Source organism: Paracoccus sp. PAR01 (assembly GCF_014851995.1).
Lineage (GTDB): Bacteria > Pseudomonadota > Alphaproteobacteria > Rhodobacterales > Rhodobacteraceae > Paracoccus > Paracoccus litorisediminis.
The window spans coordinates 367,037-384,727 of record NZ_JACVAW010000002.1; the positions used below are offsets into that span (position 1 = coordinate 367,037).

Genomic DNA, 17,691 nt, shown 5'->3' on the forward strand with positions numbered 1-17,691 from the left:
GCGTTTTGTCCAGTTCAGAAGCAGAGGATCTCGGCCTCGGCCTGCGCGCGGCGGTATTCGGCGACCATTTCATTCACCACCGCGCCCTGCCGGAACATGGCCGTCCGTTCACCCGCGACCTGCCGCATGCGCAGCACGGTCTCGGCCTGGACGTAATGCTCATAGGGCAGGATTTCCGCGATATGGTCGATGGCGCAGGAGCATTTGTCCAGCATCTCGCGGGTCTGGCCATTGGTCGCCATGCAGACAAAGACGTAATCCGCCCGCGCATTGGTCGGATAGTCATTGACCGACTGCGCCGAGGCCGACCCCGCCCACAGCGCCATGGCCGCTACCAGATGCGCAATCCGGCTCATTTCAGGACCATTTCGCTGAGATAGGCGGGGCGATCGCCAGCCAGAGGACCGGTCTGCGCGCTCATCTTGCGGATCGGCTTTTTCGGATCGTCCAGCGCAAAGCGCAGCACCAGCGTCTCGAACCCATACATGCGCTGGCTGTTCTTGTCGCCTTTGAAGGGCTGGAAGCTGGCGACGGTCAGGTTGCCGTCCTGCGTCACCTCACCGCCCCGAAACAGCGCATCCTTGAGCCGGTTGCGGATATAGAACGGGCTGCCCCCGGTCAGCGCGGCCATGTCGCGGGCCACGGTTTCCAGAAAGAACGTCACCGAAGGGTCGCCGCCGGTGACCGGAAACGGCCCGATCTTGCGCTTGATGCGGGCGGTGTCCTCGGCCAGTTGCAGCACCGGCTTGCCGTCGGACGGATCGCTGATCTGCGTCATGGTGATCGTGCCCTGCCCCAAGGGCTTGAAGCCCTCGACCTCGGGACCGGTCTGGCTGATCGCCCATTTCAGCGGCGCATCGGTCAATTGCCAGGGGCCGCGTTCGGTGAAAACCAGATCGCCTGCCTTGTCGGCCAGCGCGGGACCTGCGGCCAGAAGGCCGATCAGGACCAGACTGCGGAATATTTTCATGTCAGTGGTTCCTTCCCTCGGGCCGAACCTGCCCCCGCCCCATGCATCGCGAAAGGGCGGCGATCCGGCTCTGATGCTTTGGTCTTAGGCAAGCATGTGCTGCAGTGCCGCCTGCAGTTCATCGGGGCGCAGCGGCTTTTCCAGAACCAGCGCGCCCATCTCCAACCCGGCGCGGCCGATCTCGGGGTCGCGGCGCGCGGTGATGATGATCGCGGGCACCGGTTGACCGACCGCCCGGCGCAGCGCGGCAATGGCCTGCAAGCCGGTATCCCCATTGTCCAGATTGTAATCCGCGATCACCACATCGGGCGGGTCGTCGCCCATTTCGGCCAGCGCCTCGGCCGTGCCGCCGGTCACACGGGCGACCATGCCCAGCCGGTCGCGCAACAGCAGTTGCAGCGCCCGGCGCATGGCCGCGTCATTTTCGACGACCAGCGCCACCCGCCCGCGCAGGCAGGGCCCGGATTGCAGGGCTGCGGGCACGATGACCCGGCTTTCGGGCGTGACCAAAGGCAGGCTGACACGAAACACCGTGCCCCGCCCCGGCTCGCTGTCCATGGCGATCGGATGGCCCAGTTTTGCGCAGGCCCGGCGCACGATCGACAGGCCCAGCCCCATGCCCGGCGCACCGCCGTCGCGGCTGATGCGGTGGAACTCGTTGAAGATCCGGGCGCGGTCATGGGCGGCAATGCCGATGCCGGTGTCGAACACCTCCAGCCAGACCGATTCGCCACGCTTGCGCGCGCCCACCAGAACCCCGCCCTGATCGGTATACTTGATCGCGTTCGAGATCAGGTTCTGCGCGATCCGCCGCAGGAAGGTCGGGTCGCTTTCCACCACCGCCATGGTCGGAATAAAGCGCAGCCGCAGCCCCTTGGCCTGCGCCATTGGCAGGTATTCGACGGCCAGCCGCTGGAACATCTCGCCCAGATGGACAGGTTTGCGCTGGAACTCGATGCGTTGGCTGTCCAGCCGCGAGATGTCGAGCACCGCATGCATCAGCTCCTCGACCGATTCAAAGGCCCCGGCCAGACGCTGCGACAGCTCGGTCTGCAACTCGTCCTGCGCGGTGTCCTGCAGCGCCGACAGGAACAGCTTGGCGGCGGAAAGCGGTTGCAGCAGGTCATGGCTGGCCGCGCGCAGAAAACGGGTCTTGGAGCGGTTGGCCTCTTCGGCAAAGGCGCGGGCGACGGCCAGTTCACGGTTGCGGTCGGACAGGTCGGCCAGGGCCTTTTCCAGATCGCGGGTGCGGGCCTGCACCTCCTGTTCCAGCGCAACGGCGGCCTGAAACATCGACCATGCCGAGCCGCGGCTTTCCTCAAGCCGGTCTATCCGCTCAACCAGCACATCCGAGATGCGCGTCAGCTTTTCGACGCGGCGGGCCTCATTGTCATCGCTGCGCAGGAACATGGCTCAACTTTCCGGCGGCATCAGCGCCATGCCGACAAAGGTCTGGTTCACATGCATGCCGCTATGCTGCTCACCATAGGTGTTGAAGCCGGCGACATGGTAGCGGGCCAGCAGGTCGGACATCTGCTCGGCCATGCCGGCGCGCTCCAGCGCAAGGCGGCGTAGGATGCAGTCGAAGCCCAGCACCATCACCGGCGGGCGGGGCAACGCGTCCAGTGCTTCGGCAAAGCCGCGGGTCATGTCGACGGCATTGCCCAAGGTCAGGATATTCCCCGCCTCGATCCCGGAAAGCAGTTGCAGGCCACCATCCGGGGTCACCGCGCGGATGGCGCGGACATGGTGCCGCCGTCCGGTACGCTGCAACAGGGGATGGCGGGCGAATTCGGTGGTGGTGAGGGCCTCGGGGCGCAGCCCGGCAAGGCGGGCATATTCCTCGGCGGCGGGTTCGGCGTTCAGCTCCCAGATGATGCGGTCATGGGGGTTGGCGGCGGTGACGACGGCGCGATGCTCGGTCGGACGGAAATGCGCAAAGGACACTTCGGCCACGGCGAAATCGGTCTCGACCAGCAAAAAGATTGCGGCCCCCGTCCGCCCCTCGCCCGCGACCATCTGGCAGGAGGGGGCGAAATTCAGCCCCCGCGCCGCCGAGCCGCCAACCACCGGCACCCCCGGGATCGCGGCATCCAGCGTGGCGACCAGCACGTCTTCCTGCCGGGCCTGTGCATCGGCCAGCAGGATACCGAAGCAGGACCGTCCGGCACGCGGCGCGAAATCGGCATGGAAGCGGCGCAGGGTCGCCATCCAATCCGAGACCGGCACATGCGCCTGATCGCGCAGCATGCAGACCCCAGCCCGAAAGCTGTCCGCAGGAAAGCCCAAGGCAATCACGCTATCCGTGCAATAGCCGCTTGGCCCGATCTCACCCGCCGAGGAGCAGCCGACGACTGTGCAGTCCGGCCCCAGCGCCTTTGTCAGTTGGGCACCGACCGCGCCCAAGCCATTCCCCGGATCCCCGAACAGCAGGACCAGCGCCGGATCGACCGGTTGCAGCCGGGCCAGAACCTGCGCGACAATATCCGGGGCATCCGAAGGCACGGATACGGCCACAGGCGGGGCGGGCGCAGGCCCGGTCCGTTTCGGGCGGTCGGTAGGCGCGACACCCGGCCATTGCTCGGGCAGGACGCGGTTCATGCGGGTTCGAACAACCTTACGCTATTGGCCAGCAGCACGGCCTGCGTGCGGCGGCGGGCGTTGATCTTGGACATGATCGCGGTGATGTGGGTCTTGACCGTGGCCTCGGCGATGGACAGCTCGTAGCTGATTTCCTTGTTGGCCTTGCCCTGACAGATCAGCCGCAGGATCTTCATCTGCTGGGGCGTCAGGCTGGCAAAGCGGCGGGCCAGTTCGGCACGGGCGGCGTCTTCCTCGCCCGCATCCTCGGGGACGTAGCTGTCGGGGGTGACCCGTTCGCCCTCCCACATGCGGCGCAGGCTGGCGACCAGCGCCTCTCGCGCCAGGGACTTCGAGACATAGCCCTGCGCCCCTGCCGCCATCGCAGCCGAGATCATCGCATTGTCCAGATCGGCCGAGATCATGGTGATCGGCACATCCGGAATCTGACGACGCAGCATGACCAGCCCTTCGGCCCCGCGCGCATCGGGCAGGTTCACGTCAAGGATCACCGCATCGGGCATGCCCTGATTGCGGATCTGCTCCTGCGCAGCGGACAGGCTGCGCGCGGTGCGGACATTCTTCAGCCCAAAGCTGATCTTCAGCGTCAGCGCGAGAGCATCGCACATCAGCGGGTGGTCTTCGACAATCAGGATCTCGCGCACGCGGTCGACGGGAAGATGCCGTGCCGTGTTGCGGTCCTGCGCATTCGAGGTAGCTGAGTCCACCGTCCTCCTCCCAAAGAACGAGATGGTTGCCGGGCTTCTTCACGCTGCGGCAGTCAAGTAGCATCTTAGGACGATGGGCGCTTGGCGCAAGGCTTATGGCGCGGCTGTCGAAAATCTTCTACGACTTCGGTTGGATTGGTCCCGATTGCGGCACATGCCAGTTTGGGCGCGATTTGGGGGGAGACAGATCATGCAATTCAACAGGCGAACGGCTCTGCTGGGCTTTGCGGCGGTCCTGAGCGGCTTGGCCCTGCCTGCTTGCGCCGCGGATTCGCTGCCGCAGATCCGCATCGGCACGCTGGAAAACGGCACCGTCAACTGGGAGATCCAGACGATCATCAAGCGCGGGCTGGACCGCGAGAACGGCTTCCGGCTGGTTCCGATGATTCTGGCCGGAAACCCCGCCACGCAGGTCGCCATGCAGGGGGGCGAGGTCGAAACCATCGTCTCGGACTGGCTGTGGGTGGCGCAGCAGCGGGCGCGGGGCACGGATTTCACCTTCCTGCCCTATTCGACCGCCGTCGGCGGGCTGATGGTCAAGGGCGACAGTCCTGTGCAGTCTCTGGCCGATCTCAAGGGCAAGAAGATCGGGATCGCCGGTGGCCCGGTCGACAAAAGCTGGCTGATCCTGCGAGCATGGTCGCGTGAGAAGCTGGGTCAGGATATTGCCGAAACCTCCGAACAGGTCTTTGGCGCACCGCCGATGATCCTGAATGCCGCCGAAACCGGCGAGGTCGATGCCGCGATCAATTTCTGGCACTTCCAGGCCAAGATGCGGGCGCGCGGCATGCGCGAGGTGATCTCGGTCGAAACCGCCGCCAAGGATCTGGGGCTGGACCCTTCGACGCCGCTGCTGGGCTATGTGCTGCGCGACAGCTGGATCAAGGCCAATCCGGCGCTGGCAGCGGGGCTGGCCAAGGCCTCGCGCGATGCCAAGCAGGTGCTGCTGACCGACGATGCCGCGTGGCAGGACATACGCAGCTATATGGACGCCAAGGACGATGCCGAATTCGAGGCGCTGAAAGCTGGCTGGCGCGCGGGCGTGCCCAAGCCCGGCCCGGTCAATGCCGAGGACGCGCAGCAAGCCTTCACCGCCATGGCCGAACTGGGCGGGGATGAGCTGACCGGCGGGGTCACCACCCTGCCCGACGGCCTGTTCTGGTCGCCGGAGTAGCCTGTTGACGGATACCGCAAAACCGCGCTCGGCGCTGCTGCCGGGCGTCCTGTCTGTTCTGGCGATGCTGGCGGTCTGGGTGGTCGCCTCCATGCTGACCGACCGCCCCCAGACCCTGCCCCCGCCATGGGAAGTGCTGGCGCGGATCGGTCACCTCGCCTCGACCGGAGAGCTGTGGTTCAACGCCGGGATGACCCTGATGCGGGTGGGCGCGAGCTTCGCGCTGGCCATGGCCGTCGGGCTGGTCATCGGGCTGATGATGGGCCGCAGCCGGGCGCTGGACGATTGGCTGAATCCCGGCCTGATCATCCTGCTGAACGTGCCCGCACTGGTGGTCATCGTGCTGTGCTACATCTGGATCGGCCTGAATGAGACCGCCGCCATCCTTGCCGTCGCCCTGAACAAGATCCCGGTCGTCGCGGTGATGATCCGCGAGGGCACGCGCGCGCTGCGCCCCGATCTGGACGAGATGGCCCGCGCATTCCGCATGACGCGGACGGCGCGACTGCGCCATGTCGTTCTGCCCCAACTGGCACCGCAGATCGCGGCCTCGGCGCGGGCCGGGATCTCGCTCATCTGGAAAATCGTGCTGGTGGTCGAATTTCTGGGCCGCTCGAACGGCGTCGGCTTCAAGATCCACCTGCTGTTTTCCAGCTTCGACGTGACCGGGGTGCTGGCCTGGGCTTTGGCCTTTGTCGCGGTGATGCTGGCAATCGACCTGTTCATTCTGCGCCCATGGGAAAGCCGCGCCAATCGCTGGAGGCAGGATGCGGCTTGAACTGGACGGCAAGAGCTTTGGTCAACGCGAGATTTTGGGCCGGATCACGCTGACGGTCTCGCGTGGGGAAAGGCTGGCGATACTGGGGCCGTCCGGCATCGGAAAGTCGACACTGCTGCGCATTCTTGCCGGCCTGGACAGCCGTTTTCGCGGACAGCTTCAGGGGGGCGACCGGCTGGCGCTGGTGTTTCAGGAACCGGTGCTGCTGCCTTGGCGCGATGCCATCGCCAATATCACCATCCCGACCGGCTGCGACGCCGACACGGCGCGGCACTGGATGGAACAGGTCGGCCTGTCGGGACATGAGACCAAGTTCCCGCGCCAGATGTCACTGGGCCAGCAAAGGCGGCTGGCGCTGGCCCGTGCCTTTGCCGCCGCACCCGACATCCTGCTGGCGGATGAGCCCTTCGCCTCGCTTGATGAGGACACCCGCGCGCGGATGCTGGCCCTGACCGAGGAGTTGCTGACCCGCACCGGGGCCGGGCTGGTCATCGTCACCCATGACGCGACCGAGGCCGAGGCCCTGCGCGCCCGCAGCCTGCGACTGTCGGGCAACCCGGCCGAGCTTCAGAAGGACTGATCCCAGGCCCGGCTTTCGGTGTCGACGGCATGGACCTGAACGGGACCGTCGCCCGGCTGATAGGCAAAGCGGAACACTGGGTCTTCGGAAATCGAGATGCCAGCGCTCATGGTGAACAGCTCGGCCCCATCCTGCTTGACCTCAAGCGTCTGGATGAACTCGGCGGGGATGGTCAGCAGCGTCACCTGATCGCGCTGCAATCCCGAGAAGTTCGGGTGCCGGATCATCAGGGTGCCAATGTCGCGCCCGCTTTCCTCGGCCTTCTTGAAACGCATTTCGCCCATGGTGGCGCGCATCTCGTCCATGCTTTTTCCGGCAGGCGCGGCGCAACCGCCCGAGGCTTTCACATAGCGTCCGGCCATGACCTTGCGCCCATCCGCCAGCGTGGCGATGGCGCGCAGGTCGGAATAGCTGTCGACCCGGACGCGAACCTCGAAATCCAGCGGCATCAGGGCGGGACCAAAGGTGAACTCGGCCGCGACCGGGGCGGGATTGCCGTCAATCACCAGCGTCAGCGCGGTAATCGCGGGCGCGCCCGGCGGCTGGGTCACATGCACCGGCACCAGCGCCGGGTTGTCGGCGCGCTTCGGCGCATCCAGCAGCAGCACGCCGGGGTCGATCGCCGGTTCGTCCTCGGTCCCGATGATGCTGGAACGCAGGTCGTCCCAGATCGGCGAGGGTTCCAGCGGGTTTTCGACCTCGGCCGCCAATCCCAGTTGCGGCAGGCAAAGCAACGCGATCAGCACAAGGCGTCTCATGTCCGTTTCTCCCGCGACATGCGCCGGTAGACCAGCGCGACATCGTCACTGGCGGCATCGGCCTCGGCCTCGGCCCGCAGCCGCGCATTGAAAGGAGAACGCGAACAGACCGGATCGGTTGCCATCGGATCATTGGCCATCGCCATGGCCTGACAACGGCAGCCGCCGTGGTCGATCTCGCGCCGCTCACAACTGGCGCAGGGCTCGGGCAGCCATGCCGTGCCGCGAAAGGCGTTGAAGGCCGGGCCGTTGTGCCAGATTTCGGTCAGCTTGGCATCGCGGATGTTCTGGAACTCCAGCCCCTTGATAGTCTGGGCGGCATGGCAGGGCAGCACAATGCCGTCCGGCGCGATGTTCAGCCCGGTCGAGCCCCAGCCCCCCATGCAGCTTTTCGGGAATGTCGCATGATGGTCGGCAGGAACGTAATCGACGACCATGCGCCCGCGCAGCCGGTGGCGGGCCTGATTGACCACTTCGCGGGCGCGCTGCGCCTGTTCGCGGGTTGGCATCAGCGGACGGCGGTTCAGGTCGGCCCAGCCGTGGAACTGGACGGTCGCGACCTCGATCCGGCGACATCCCAGCCTTTCGGCCAGATCGATCATCTCGGGCAGGCGATCAAGGTTCTGGCGATGCACCACCGCGTTCAGGGTCAGCGGAAAGCCGATCTGGCCGATCCATTCCGCGACCAGCATCTTGCGCGCGAAGCTGCCGCCATAGCCGCTGATCCAGTCGGCCATCTCGGCATCGATCCCCTGCAGGGACAGTTGCACGTGATCGACCAACCCGTCCAACTCGCGCAGGCGCGCCTCGGTCAGACCGATCCCCGAGGTGATCAGGTTCACATACAGCCCGGCTTCGCGGGCGCTGGCGGCAATTTCCGTCAGGTCGCGGCGCGAGGCGGGCTCACCGCCGGACAGATGCACCTGCAGCACCCCCAGATCCGCCGCCTGCCGAAAGATGTCGCCCCATTCCGCTGCCGTAAGTTCGGTCGAGACGCGGGCCAGCTCGACCGGGTTCGAGCAATAGGGACAGGCCAGCGGGCAGCGATGCGTCAGCTCGGCCAGCATTGCCATCGGCAAGCCGACCCGGACCGGATTGCCGCGGATGTCATGCGGAGAGGTTTGCTGGGTCATGGCGTCACCTCGTCAGCCGCGGCCAGAAAGACCATGCGTCGATCGACCAGCCCGGCGATGAATTCATGCACGTCGCCCTCGATCTGCTCGACCGGGGCATTGTAGCGTTCGCACAGCGTCAGGATGACCTCGGCCATGCTGCGCTGCCCGTCCAGTTCCGACAGGATCGCGTCGCCAATCGGATCAAGCTGCATCGCCCGTTCCGGGGCCAGCAGCACGCGGATGCCACGCACGCGGTCATCATAAAGCCGGACCCCCCGCGGCAGATAAGGGACGCAGAGATTGCTGATCCGCGGGCCGGTCATGACACCTCGGCCAAGGCAGGGCCACGCAGCGCCAGCCCTTCGCCGGGTCGCCATGCGCCGGGGGGAATGCGCCCTTCCACATAGCCATGCCACAGCGCATCAAGCTGCGCCCACAGCACATCGGTCTTGAAGGTCAGGGCCGCCGCCGCTGCATCCTGCTTTTCCAGCGTATCGGCATGGTCCAGCACATAGTTCAGCCCGAATTCGACATCCTTGGGCGCCTCGGCCAGACGCTTCTTGAAATAGGCCAGGCTGGCATCATCGGCAAAGTCGTAATGCGCCAGCAGGCCCTCGATCCGTTCGGCATGGATCTTGGGGGCGAACATCTCGGTCAGGGAAGCCGCCACCGCATCCAGCAGCGGCATGTCGCGGACGAAGCGGACATAGGCATCGACGGCAAAGCGGGTGGCGGGCATGACGCCCACCCCGCTGGCGACATAGTCGGGATCAAGCCCCACCGCCTGGGCCAAGGCCAGCCAGCGGCGAATGCCGCCGCCCTCGGTGACGCCGCCATCGTGATCCTCGATGCGACTGCGCCAGATGCGGCGCAGTTGCGGGTCCTCGATCCGGGACATGAAGGCCGCGTCCTTCATCGGGATGCGGGACTGGTACTGCCAGCGATTGATGACCCATGCCCGCACCTCGTCGACCGAGCATTGCCCGCCATGCAGCCGCTTATGGAACGGGTGGCGGTCGTGATAACGCTCGGCCCCGATATGCTTGAGCCGTTCGTGGAAATCGGTACGGGATTGGGGTCCGCGATCGGCAAGCTTCATGGCGTGATCTCCATGCCGTCATGGCCGATCTGCCAGCCAGCAGCCTCGGCGCGGGCGCGCTCGGGACTGGCGGGATCGACCAGCGGGTTTGAATTGTTCAGATGCACATAGATCCGGCATGCGACCGGCACGTCGTTCAGGGCCGACATGCTGCCATCCGCGCCCGAGACCGGGACATGCCCCATGCGCCGCCCGGTCTTGGCACCAAGACCCGCGCGGATCATCTCATCATCGGTCCATAAGGTCCCGTCCATCAGCAGCGCATCGGCGCCCGCGATGCGGTCCTTCAGCCATTCGGGGACGGTGGCGCAGCCGGGGATGTAATAGACGCGCCGACCGCCCGCGCTAAGTTCCACGCCGACCGTTTCCTCACCCATCTGGCCGGTCTCGACCACCTCGCCCTCAAGATACAGGGGCACCTTGCCGGGCACGGCGAACAGCGTCGCGGTGACGCCCGGGACCAGCGTGAAAGGTCGGTCCAGAACGATCTCGCGCCGGGGGACAAGCTGGGGGTTCAGGGCGGCCAGCATCGGGTTGTCCGCCAGCACGCGATGAATGGCGGGCGTGGCGAACAGATCAAAGGCCTGCCCTTCGCGCAGGGTCAGAAGCCCCGCGACATGGTCGATATCGCCATTGGTCACAAGAACCGAGCGGATCGGGGAATGCCGCAGCCCTTCAGGGCGCAACACGGGGCTGGCGGCCAATTGGGTTCGAAGATCGGGCGAGGCATTCACCAGCGCCCAATCGATTCCGTCTGCGGAAATCGCAATCCCGCTCTGGCTCATCGCGGGGATACGCCCCGCGCGCGCGGCTTCGCAGTTCGGACAGCCACAGTTCCACTGCGGCAGCCCTCCACCGGCGCCGGTGCCGAGAATCACGATACGCATGGTTATGGCTTTTGGCGCGACCGGTCCCGACGCGGGCGGAACCGGCCGGAATTACGCTTGTGTCAGATTATCTCAGAACAGGACCGGCTCGTCTTCGGCCGGGGCGTACATGTTGATTTCCATGCCGCAGGAAATTTCCTTCAGCGCGGGTTTGGTCCAAGCCATGAGTTCCTCCCTATCATAGCGCCGCAATTGCGGACCCTGTGATGCTATGCCGATGGTGATTTCAGTCAACCAGCCAAAGGTCTTAGGACATTTCGACCGGCTCACCCGGGACATCTGCCCACAAGCTCCAGTTGGCGCGCCGGGCCATGCCATGCTACTTTCCCCTGCCGCGCGAAACATGGAGGGCGGGTATGTTTCATCTGATGCTGGCCGCCTGTCTGGCGAATGATCCAACCACCTGCGCCGAGCGCCTGTTGCCCGCCGCCGACTCTGCCGACCGCGCCGAATGCCAGCGCCGGGCCGAGCCGATCGCCCGCGACTGGCTGGCCCGACACCCCCGGCTGAAGGGTGGCGAGGCGCGCTGCGTCCCGACCGAGGACCTGCCCGCGCTGGCGATGCAGGAAATCGCTGGCGACCTGTTTTTCCACCAGGGCGCGGTCGATCAGCTTTCGCGGCAGAATCAGGGCCGTATCGCCAACCTCTCGTTCATCGTCGGCGATACCGTCGCAGTGATCGACGCCGGTGGCAGCCGGGCCGAGGGCGAGGCGCTCTATGCCGCGATCCGCAAGGTCACCGACAAGCCGATCAGCCACCTGATCCTGACCCATATGCATCCCGACCACATTCTGGGGGCCGAGGTCTTTGCCGAGGCCGGCGCGCGCATCGTCGCATCCAGCCGCCTGCCCGAGGCGGTGGCCCGCCGCGCCGATGGCTGGATGATCTCGATCCCCAACCAGATCGGGAATCTCGCCTTTCTGGGCACCCAGATCGCCCCGGTCGACCAGAAGCTGACCGCAGCCATGGTGATCCCGCTGGGACCGACCGAGCTGACGGTGACGCCCGAGCCCAGCGGCCATACCGACAATGACCTGATCGTGCAGGACAGCGAATCAGGCGCGCTTTTCACCGGGGATCTGGTGTTTCGCGGGCTGACGCCGTCGCTGGACGGGTCGCTCAAGGGCTGGCTTGACTGGATCGCGGTAGGTCCGCCCGAACCGGCACCCGCGCTGATCGTGCCGGGCCACGGCCCCATCGCAGAAAACTGGGACGAAGCCGTGGCGCCGCAGCAGCAGTATCTGCAGGCGCTGCGCGATACGACCCGCAAGGCCGTCGCGAATGGCATGCCGCTGTCGCAGGCGATCCCCGCCATCGTCAACATGATGAAGCCCTGGTCCGAGGGCTGGGCTGATTTCGCCGCCACCACCGCCCGCAATGCCGCCACCGCCTATTCCCAGATCGAATGGGAATAGGCTGATTGCCCGCATGGGCCGGTGATGCCACAACTATGGGCATTCGGACCGGAGAAGCCCATGCTCGTGCAATCGCCCCGCCATCTTGTCGCCGCCCTTGCCCTTGGCCTGTCGCTGACCGCGCCCGCAATAGCGCAGGATGCGCCGATTCCCGACCGCCGCCTGCAACTTCTGCCCGATGCCGACTTGCCCGGCGGCGATCTGTCACGGATTTTCGACACCACGCTGCAGGCCTGCATTCAGGCCTGTCTGGGTGACGACCAATGCCAGGCGCTGACCTATAACCAGAAGGCGCGGTCCTGCTTCCCCAAATCCGAGGCGGGCGAACCCGCACCCTTTGTCGGGGCCATTTCCGCCCGCGTCGTCGCCACCCCCGATGAGCAGCGCGACCTTGCCCGCGCGCGGGCCGGGGCTGCTGCTTTTCTGTCTACGGCCGATCTGGACGCCGCGCTGCATCAGGCGCGGCTGTGGCCCGCGATGACCCCGACGCAGGGTCCGGGCGATCCCCGTGCCGAAGCCGAAGCCGCCGAGGCAGCAGGCGATCTGGCCGGGGCGGCGCGCAGCCTGTCGCAGATCGTCTCCACCGACGATCTGGCCGAGGACTGGACCAATCTGGCCCGGCTCACGCTCTACACCAGCGATTCGAACGACCGGCAGGCCGCGGGCTCCATCGCCTCGATGGCGGTGAACGGCTATCTTCGCGCCGATTCCGATGCCGTGGCAGGGCGGGCGCTGTCCTGGCTGGCCATGGCGCTGGAGCGTCTGGACCGGGGCCGCGACGGGCTAAGCGCGCTGCGGCTGGCGGCCCAGCTTTCGCCGAACGACCCCGAAATCGCGACCGCATTGGACGAATCCGAGGCCCGGAACGGTTTCCGCGTCACCGACACGCAGGTCGAGCCCGAATCCCGCCTGCCCCGCTTCTGCGCCGTAATGTCGCGCGAGCTGGTCAAGGGCGCCGATTACGTCCCCTATCTGCGCCTGCCCGCCGGTGACCTGACGGTTGAGGCCAGTGGCGACCGGCTGTGCGTTGCCGGACTGACCCATGGGCAGGATGTCGAAATGACCCTGCGCGCGGGCCTGCCTTCGGGCGATGGCGAGAAACTGGCGCGCGACGTGACGCTGAAAGGCTATGTCCGCGACCGCGCGCCCGAGGTGCGCTTTCCGGGCCGCGCCTATGTCCTGCCCGCATCGGGGGACCAGCGCCTGTCGATGGTCACGATCAATGCCGATCGCGTCGATCTGCGCCTGCTGCGGATTTCCGACCGCAACCTGATCCGCACCATGGCCGAGGACATGTTCGCCTCGCCTCTCGACAGCTGGCAGACCGATTATTTCTCGGGGCGGATGGCGCGCGAGGTCTGGAAGGGCTCGGCCGAGGTCGCGCGTCCGGTCGGTCGCGAATCGCTCAATCAGGAACTGACCACCAGTCTTGCCGTGCCCGCCGAGGCCGGGCCGCTTGAGCCGGGAATCTATATCCTTGAGGCCAATGTCTCGGGTCAGGATGTGCAGGACACGGGACTGGCGACGCAATGGTTCGTGATCTCGGATTTCGGGATCTCGACCTTCTCGGGCACGGACGGGCTGACCGTCGCGGTGCGGGGCCTGCGCGACGGCGGTGCCAAGCCGGGGGCCGAAGTCGCGCTGGTCAGCCGCTCGAACGAGGTTCTGGCGCGGGTGGCGAGCGATGCCCAAGGCATCGCCCATTTCGCGCCGGGCCTGAGCTTTGGGACCGGCGGGGCGGAACCTGCGCTGGTCACGGTGACCGATTGGCAAGGCGAGGGCGCGGACCGCGCGCCGCGCGACATGGCCTTCCTGTCGCTGACCGATCCTGAATTCGACCTGTCCGATCGCGGGGTCGAGGGCCAGCCGCCCGCGCCGCCCATCGACATCTTCCTGACGACTGATCGTGGTGCCTATCGCGTGGGCGAAGTCGTGAACGCCACGATCCTTGCCCGCGACGCGCAGGTCCGTGCGCTGGACAAGTTGCCTTTGACGGCGGTGGTCCTGCGCCCCGACGGGGTTGAGCAGGCGCGGCTGCAGCCCACTGCCGCCGGTGCGGGCGGCAGCACGCTGAACTGGCAGATCCCCGGCAATGCCCCACGTGGAACATGGCGGCTGGAACTGCGCGCCGAAGCTGATGGCCCGGCATTGGCCACCGCCCGCCTGCTGGTCGAGGATTTCCTGCCCGAGCGCATCGACTTTACCCCCCGCCTGCCCGATGGCCCCGCCCGTGCCGGAGGCGAGCTTACCGTCTCGCTTAGCGCGCATTGGCTGTTCGGCGCGCCCGCCGCAAACCTGCCGGTCGAGGGACAGTTGCGCCTTGCCCCCAGCCGCAGCCTTGCCGGTTTCGACGGCTATCAGTTCGGCCGTGCTGACGACGAAACCCAGCCGGTCATGGAAAGCCTGCCCGCGGGCGTGACCGATGCGCAGGGGAATTACAGCCTGCAAGCCAGTCTGCCCCCGGCGACCCAGCTTGGTCCGCGTCCCTTCGACGCGACGGTCATCCTTGATCTGCGCGAAGGCGCGGGCCGCCCGGTCGAGCGGGTGGAATCGCGCATCGTCATGCCTGATGCGCCGATCATCGGCATCCGTCCGCTATTTGAGGGCGATACCGTCGCCGAAAACGCCGAGGCCCGCTTTTCGCTGGTCGCGGTGGCCCCCGACCTGACCCGCACGACCGCCCCGGTCCGCTGGGTGCTGAACCGGATCGATACCGATTACCAATGGTACTCGCTGGACGGGCAATGGAACTGGGAGCCGATCACGACGCGCTCGCGCGTGACCGAAGGCGTGGCTGAGCCCGGCGCGGACCCTGCCGAGATCGCGGTCCCGGTGGAATGGGGCCAATATGAGCTGGTCGCGGAACCTGCCTCGGGCAGCGGCGGCCAAGCTTCGGTCACCTTCAATGCGGGTTGGGGTGCGGTGGCCAATGCCGGGTCGCCCACGCCGGACCGCTTGCAGGTGCTGCTGGATAAGCCCGCCTATCGCAGCGGCGACACCGCGCGGGTCAAGGTGCAGGCCCTGGCCGATGGGATGGGGATTGTCTCGGTCCTGTCGAACCGGCTGGTCGCCATGCAGACCGTGGCGCTGAAGGCCGGTGAAAACACCGTGGACCTGCCGGTGACCGATGATTGGGGCGCCGGCGTCTATGTCACCGTCAGCGCCATCCGCCCCTTGGGCGAGGTCGCGCCGGGCAATCGCGTCCCGGTGCGGGCGCTGGGTCTGGCCCACGCCGCTGTCGATCCGGGGCCGCGAAAGCTGTCCGCCGCGATCGAGGCCCCCAAGGAAACCCGCCCGCGCGGAGTAATCCCGGTGACCCTGAAGGTCGAAGGCGCGGCGGGCCAGACGGTGCAGGCGACCATTGCCGCCGTCGATCAGGGTATCCTGAACCTGACCCGCTTTGCACCGCCCGACCCATCCGGCCATTACTTCGGCCAGCGGCGGCTGGGCGTGGGCCTGCGCGATCTTTATGGGCGGCTGATCCTGCCCTCGGGCGCGCCGGACGGGGCGCTGCGCGAAGGCGGCGACGCCATGTCCGCCAATGCCGACGGCCCGCCCCCGACCGAGAAACTGATGAGCTGGTTCTCTGGCCCCGTCACCATTGCTGCGGACGGCACGGCCAAGGTTGAAATCCCCGTGGGCGATTTCAACGGCGAGGTCCGGGTCATGGCCGTGGTCTGGAGCGATCAGGGCGTCGGTCAGGCCGATACCTCGGTCCTTGTCCGCGACCCGGTGGTGCTGACCGTGACCGCGCCCGCCTTCCTTGCGCCGGGCGATGCCGCGCAGGTCGGACTGCGCCTGACCCATGCCTCGGGCCCGACGGGCGCGATGCGTCTGGCCGTCCAGCAGACTGGCGGCGACGCGCCCGTTCTGGCCAGCCTGCCGCAGCCCGAAGTCACCCTGGCCGAGAAATCCGAGGCTCAGGTCCAGATGCCCATCACCGCCAGCGATGCCGAGGGCGTGGCCAATCTGCGCCTGACCCTGACCACGCCCGACGGCACCCAGCTGACCAAAGACATCGCCATTGCCGTGGCGCTGAACGATCCCGACATCCAGCGGCAGGACCGGCTGAGCGTCGCGCCGGGCAGCAGCGTCACCCTGCCCCCGGACCTGACCGAAGGGCTGATGCCCGGCGCGCTGCTGACCGCAGCCATCGGCCCCTATGCACGGCTGGATGTGGCGGGCGCGCTGGCCCGGCTGGAGCGTTATCCCTATGGCTGCACCGAACAGCTGACCTCGGGCGCGCTGCCGCTGCTGTATCTGCCGCGCCTGTCCGCCATCGAGGGCGTCGGCGCGACGGACACCGACAAGGCCGTCACGGACGCCATCACCCAGATCCTGACCCGGCAGGCCCCGAATGGCGGCTTCGGGTTGTGGCGGGCGGATTCGGGCGATCTGTGGCTAGAGGCCTATACCACCGACTTCCTGTCCCGCGCACGGACGGCGGGTCATCAGGTCCCCGACCGCGCCTTCCGCATGGCGATCGACAATCTGAGAAACCGCGCCAATTACGCCAGCGACCCCAGCGCCTCCTCGCCCGAGGACAATGCCGCGCTGGCTTATGCGCTGGCGGTGCTGGCGCGGGAACGTGCGGCGACGGTGGGCGATCTGCGCTACTATGCCGATACCGCGGCGGCGGCCTTCTCGACGCCGATGGCGGCAGGGCATCTGGGGGCGGCGCTGGCCTCGTATGGCGATCAGGCCCGCGCCGACCGGATGTTCCAGCAGGCGGGCGCGGCGCTGGACCAGTCCACGCCGGAACCGCAGGTCTTCCGCGCCGATTACGGCACGCGCCTGCGCGATGCGACGGCACTGCTGGCTCTGGCCGCCGAGGCCAAGACCCAGGTGATCGACCAGACCGCGCTGACCAGCGACGTGGCCGAGCAGATCGGGAATGCGCAGGATAGCGGACGCAGCCTCTCAACGCAGGAATCGGTCTGGACGGTGCTGGCGGCGCAGGCGCTGTCGCAATCCCCGCCGCAGGCCAGCCTGAACGGCATGGCACTGGACCAGCCCGTGACCAGCCTGCCCGATGCATCCGCAGCCATCGCCAATCCCGGCGATCAGCCGCTGGAGGTGACATTGACCGCCACCGGCAAACCCGCCACCCCGCCGCAGGTCGGTGGGCGCGGCTACCGCATCGCGCGCAGCTACTTCACCATGGAGGGCGAAGCGATCGACCCCACGCAGGTCGCGCAGGGCACGCGCATGGTCGTCCGGCTGGAGGTCACCCCGGAATCCGACGGCGGTGGCCGCCTGATCGTCACCGACCCGCTGCCCGCCGGATGGGAGATCGACAACCCGAACCTGCTGCGGGCGGGCGATGTGTCCTCGCTGGACTGGCTGGACGGCCAGACCGATGCCGAGATGACCGAGTTCCGCTCCGACCGCTTTGCCGCCGCGCTCAGCTGGACCGGGACCGAGCCCTTCCGGTTGGCCTATATCATCCGCGCGGTGACGCAGGGCAGCTTCCGCCACCCCTCGGCCAGCGTCGAGGACATGTATCGCCCCGAGTTCCGGGCCTGGAGCGCCGGGGGTCACGTCACCGTCACGCCGTAAAGGATTTCTTGCCCCATACGACAAGCCGGTCGATACTCCGGGGATCGA

16 protein-coding genes are annotated in these 17,691 nt (G+C 67.0%); 5 read left to right on the forward strand and 11 right to left on the reverse strand.

All coding sequences use genetic code 11. From position 1 onward, the window contains the following. Positions 1-14: 14 nt before the first annotated feature. The 5 genes from IB235_RS06940 to IB235_RS06960 all read right to left on the reverse strand — a co-directional run bounded on the left by IB235_RS06940 (position 15) and on the right by IB235_RS06960 (position 4,278). The gene (locus tag IB235_RS06940; protein ID WP_192336149.1) at positions 15-356 is read right to left on the reverse strand and encodes a hypothetical protein; all 342 of its coding nucleotides are present in this window, start codon (positions 354-356) and stop codon (positions 15-17) included. Next, positions 353-970, reverse strand: a complete 618-nt coding sequence (locus IB235_RS06945) for a hypothetical protein (RefSeq protein WP_155038880.1) — start codon at positions 968-970, stop codon at positions 353-355. Before IB235_RS06945 ends, IB235_RS06940 begins: the two co-directional genes overlap by 4 nt. 84 nt (positions 971-1,054) lie before the next feature. Next, complete coding sequence (locus IB235_RS06950; protein WP_155038881.1) at positions 1,055-2,380, reverse strand: hybrid sensor histidine kinase/response regulator; 1,326 nt, start codon at positions 2,378-2,380, stop codon at positions 1,055-1,057. Between the two features lie 3 nt (positions 2,381-2,383). Beyond that, the gene (locus tag IB235_RS06955; RefSeq protein ID WP_192336150.1) at positions 2,384-3,571 is read right to left on the reverse strand and encodes an FIST N-terminal domain-containing protein; all 1,188 of its coding nucleotides are present in this window, start codon (positions 3,569-3,571) and stop codon (positions 2,384-2,386) included. Then, positions 3,568-4,278, reverse strand: coding sequence for a response regulator transcription factor (locus IB235_RS06960; RefSeq protein WP_192336151.1), 711 nt, complete (start codon positions 4,276-4,278; stop codon positions 3,568-3,570). Before IB235_RS06960 ends, IB235_RS06955 begins: the two co-directional genes overlap by 4 nt. Positions 4,279-4,468: 190 nt before the next feature. On the opposite strand from IB235_RS06960, the gene IB235_RS06965 reads away from it, so the two are divergent. The 3 genes from IB235_RS06965 to IB235_RS06975 all read left to right on the forward strand — a co-directional run bounded on the left by IB235_RS06965 (position 4,469) and on the right by IB235_RS06975 (position 6,810). Then, positions 4,469-5,452 carry an ABC transporter substrate-binding protein gene (locus IB235_RS06965; protein ID WP_192336152.1) on the forward strand — a complete coding sequence of 328 codons (984 nt, stop codon included), beginning with the start codon at positions 4,469-4,471 and terminating at the stop codon, positions 5,450-5,452. Positions 5,453-5,516: 64 nt separating this feature from the next. After that, a complete protein-coding gene (locus IB235_RS06970; protein ID WP_192336240.1) occupies positions 5,517-6,230 on the forward strand; it encodes an ABC transporter permease in 714 nt (237 codons plus the stop codon). Then, positions 6,220-6,810, forward strand: a complete 591-nt coding sequence (locus IB235_RS06975) for an ATP-binding cassette domain-containing protein (RefSeq protein ID WP_192336153.1) — start codon at positions 6,220-6,222, stop codon at positions 6,808-6,810. The genes IB235_RS06970 and IB235_RS06975 overlap by 11 nt, the downstream gene beginning before the upstream one ends. Here IB235_RS06975 and IB235_RS06980 read toward each other — a convergent pair. The 6 genes from IB235_RS06980 to pqqA form a co-directional block, all read right to left on the reverse strand. Beyond that, positions 6,798-7,568, reverse strand: a complete 771-nt coding sequence (locus tag IB235_RS06980) for a quinoprotein dehydrogenase-associated SoxYZ-like carrier (RefSeq protein ID WP_192336154.1) — start codon at positions 7,566-7,568, stop codon at positions 6,798-6,800. The genes IB235_RS06975 and IB235_RS06980 overlap by 13 nt on opposite strands. Then, positions 7,565-8,701 carry a pyrroloquinoline quinone biosynthesis protein PqqE gene (gene pqqE, locus IB235_RS06985; protein WP_192336155.1) on the reverse strand — a complete coding sequence of 379 codons (1,137 nt, stop codon included), beginning with the start codon at positions 8,699-8,701 and terminating at the stop codon, positions 7,565-7,567. Before pqqE ends, IB235_RS06980 begins: the two co-directional genes overlap by 4 nt. Further along, positions 8,698-9,006, reverse strand: coding sequence for a pyrroloquinoline quinone biosynthesis peptide chaperone PqqD (pqqD, locus tag IB235_RS06990; RefSeq protein ID WP_155038887.1), 309 nt, complete (start codon positions 9,004-9,006; stop codon positions 8,698-8,700). Before pqqD ends, pqqE begins: the two co-directional genes overlap by 4 nt. Next, entirely contained in the window at positions 9,003-9,782 is a 780-nt protein-coding gene (pqqC, locus tag IB235_RS06995) for a pyrroloquinoline-quinone synthase PqqC (RefSeq protein WP_192336156.1), read from the reverse strand. The genes pqqD and pqqC overlap by 4 nt, the downstream gene beginning before the upstream one ends. Then, positions 9,779-10,669: a pyrroloquinoline quinone biosynthesis protein PqqB gene (gene pqqB / locus IB235_RS07000; protein WP_192336157.1), complete on the reverse strand. Its 891-nt coding sequence runs from the start codon at positions 10,667-10,669 to the stop codon at positions 9,779-9,781. The genes pqqC and pqqB overlap by 4 nt, the downstream gene beginning before the upstream one ends. Before the next feature lie 72 nt (positions 10,670-10,741). Beyond that, on the reverse strand, positions 10,742-10,834 hold the full coding sequence (gene pqqA / locus IB235_RS07005) for a pyrroloquinoline quinone precursor peptide PqqA (protein ID WP_028720682.1): 93 nt from the start codon (positions 10,832-10,834) through the stop codon (positions 10,742-10,744). A 191-nt stretch (positions 10,835-11,025) separates the two neighbouring features. Here pqqA and IB235_RS07010 point away from each other — a divergent pair, with 191 nt between their 5' ends. Continuing rightward, complete coding sequence (locus IB235_RS07010; RefSeq protein ID WP_192336158.1) at positions 11,026-12,084, forward strand: quinoprotein relay system zinc metallohydrolase 2; 1,059 nt, start codon at positions 11,026-11,028, stop codon at positions 12,082-12,084. A gap of 60 nt (positions 12,085-12,144) precedes the next feature. After that, the gene (locus IB235_RS07015; RefSeq protein ID WP_192336159.1) at positions 12,145-17,643 is read left to right on the forward strand and encodes an alpha-2-macroglobulin family protein; all 5,499 of its coding nucleotides are present in this window, start codon (positions 12,145-12,147) and stop codon (positions 17,641-17,643) included. Positions 17,644-17,691 lie beyond the last annotated feature (48 nt).

Bases quoted from the DNA above. Each gene is read 5' to 3' on its own strand.
- IB235_RS06940 (WP_192336149.1), bottom strand. From the start codon at position 356: ATGAGCCGGATTGCGCATCTGGTAGCGGCCATGGCGCTGTGGGCGGGG.
- IB235_RS06945 (WP_155038880.1), bottom strand. From the start codon at position 970: ATGAAAATATTCCGCAGTCTGGTCCTGATCGGCCTTCTGGCCGCAGGT.
- IB235_RS06950 (WP_155038881.1), bottom strand. From the start codon at position 2,380: ATGTTCCTGCGCAGCGATGACAATGAGGCCCGCCGCGTCGAAAAGCTG.
- IB235_RS06955 (WP_192336150.1), bottom strand. From the start codon at position 3,571: ATGAACCGCGTCCTGCCCGAGCAATGGCCGGGTGTCGCGCCTACCGAC.
- IB235_RS06965 (WP_192336152.1), top strand. From the start codon at position 4,469: ATGCAATTCAACAGGCGAACGGCTCTGCTGGGCTTTGCGGCGGTCCTG.
- IB235_RS06970 (WP_192336240.1), top strand. From the start codon at position 5,517: ATGCTGGCGGTCTGGGTGGTCGCCTCCATGCTGACCGACCGCCCCCAG.
- IB235_RS06975 (WP_192336153.1), top strand. From the start codon at position 6,220: ATGCGGCTTGAACTGGACGGCAAGAGCTTTGGTCAACGCGAGATTTTG.
- IB235_RS06980 (WP_192336154.1), bottom strand. From the start codon at position 7,568: ATGAGACGCCTTGTGCTGATCGCGTTGCTTTGCCTGCCGCAACTGGGA.
- pqqE (WP_192336155.1), bottom strand. From the start codon at position 8,701: ATGACCCAGCAAACCTCTCCGCATGACATCCGCGGCAATCCGGTCCGG.
- pqqD (WP_155038887.1), bottom strand. From the start codon at position 9,006: ATGACCGGCCCGCGGATCAGCAATCTCTGCGTCCCTTATCTGCCGCGG.
- pqqC (WP_192336156.1), bottom strand. From the start codon at position 9,782: ATGAAGCTTGCCGATCGCGGACCCCAATCCCGTACCGATTTCCACGAA.
- pqqB (WP_192336157.1), bottom strand. From the start codon at position 10,669: ATGCGTATCGTGATTCTCGGCACCGGCGCCGGTGGAGGGCTGCCGCAG.
- pqqA (WP_028720682.1), bottom strand. From the start codon at position 10,834: ATGGCTTGGACCAAACCCGCGCTGAAGGAAATTTCCTGCGGCATGGAA.
- IB235_RS07010 (WP_192336158.1), top strand. From the start codon at position 11,026: ATGTTTCATCTGATGCTGGCCGCCTGTCTGGCGAATGATCCAACCACC.
- IB235_RS07015 (WP_192336159.1), top strand. From the start codon at position 12,145: ATGCTCGTGCAATCGCCCCGCCATCTTGTCGCCGCCCTTGCCCTTGGC.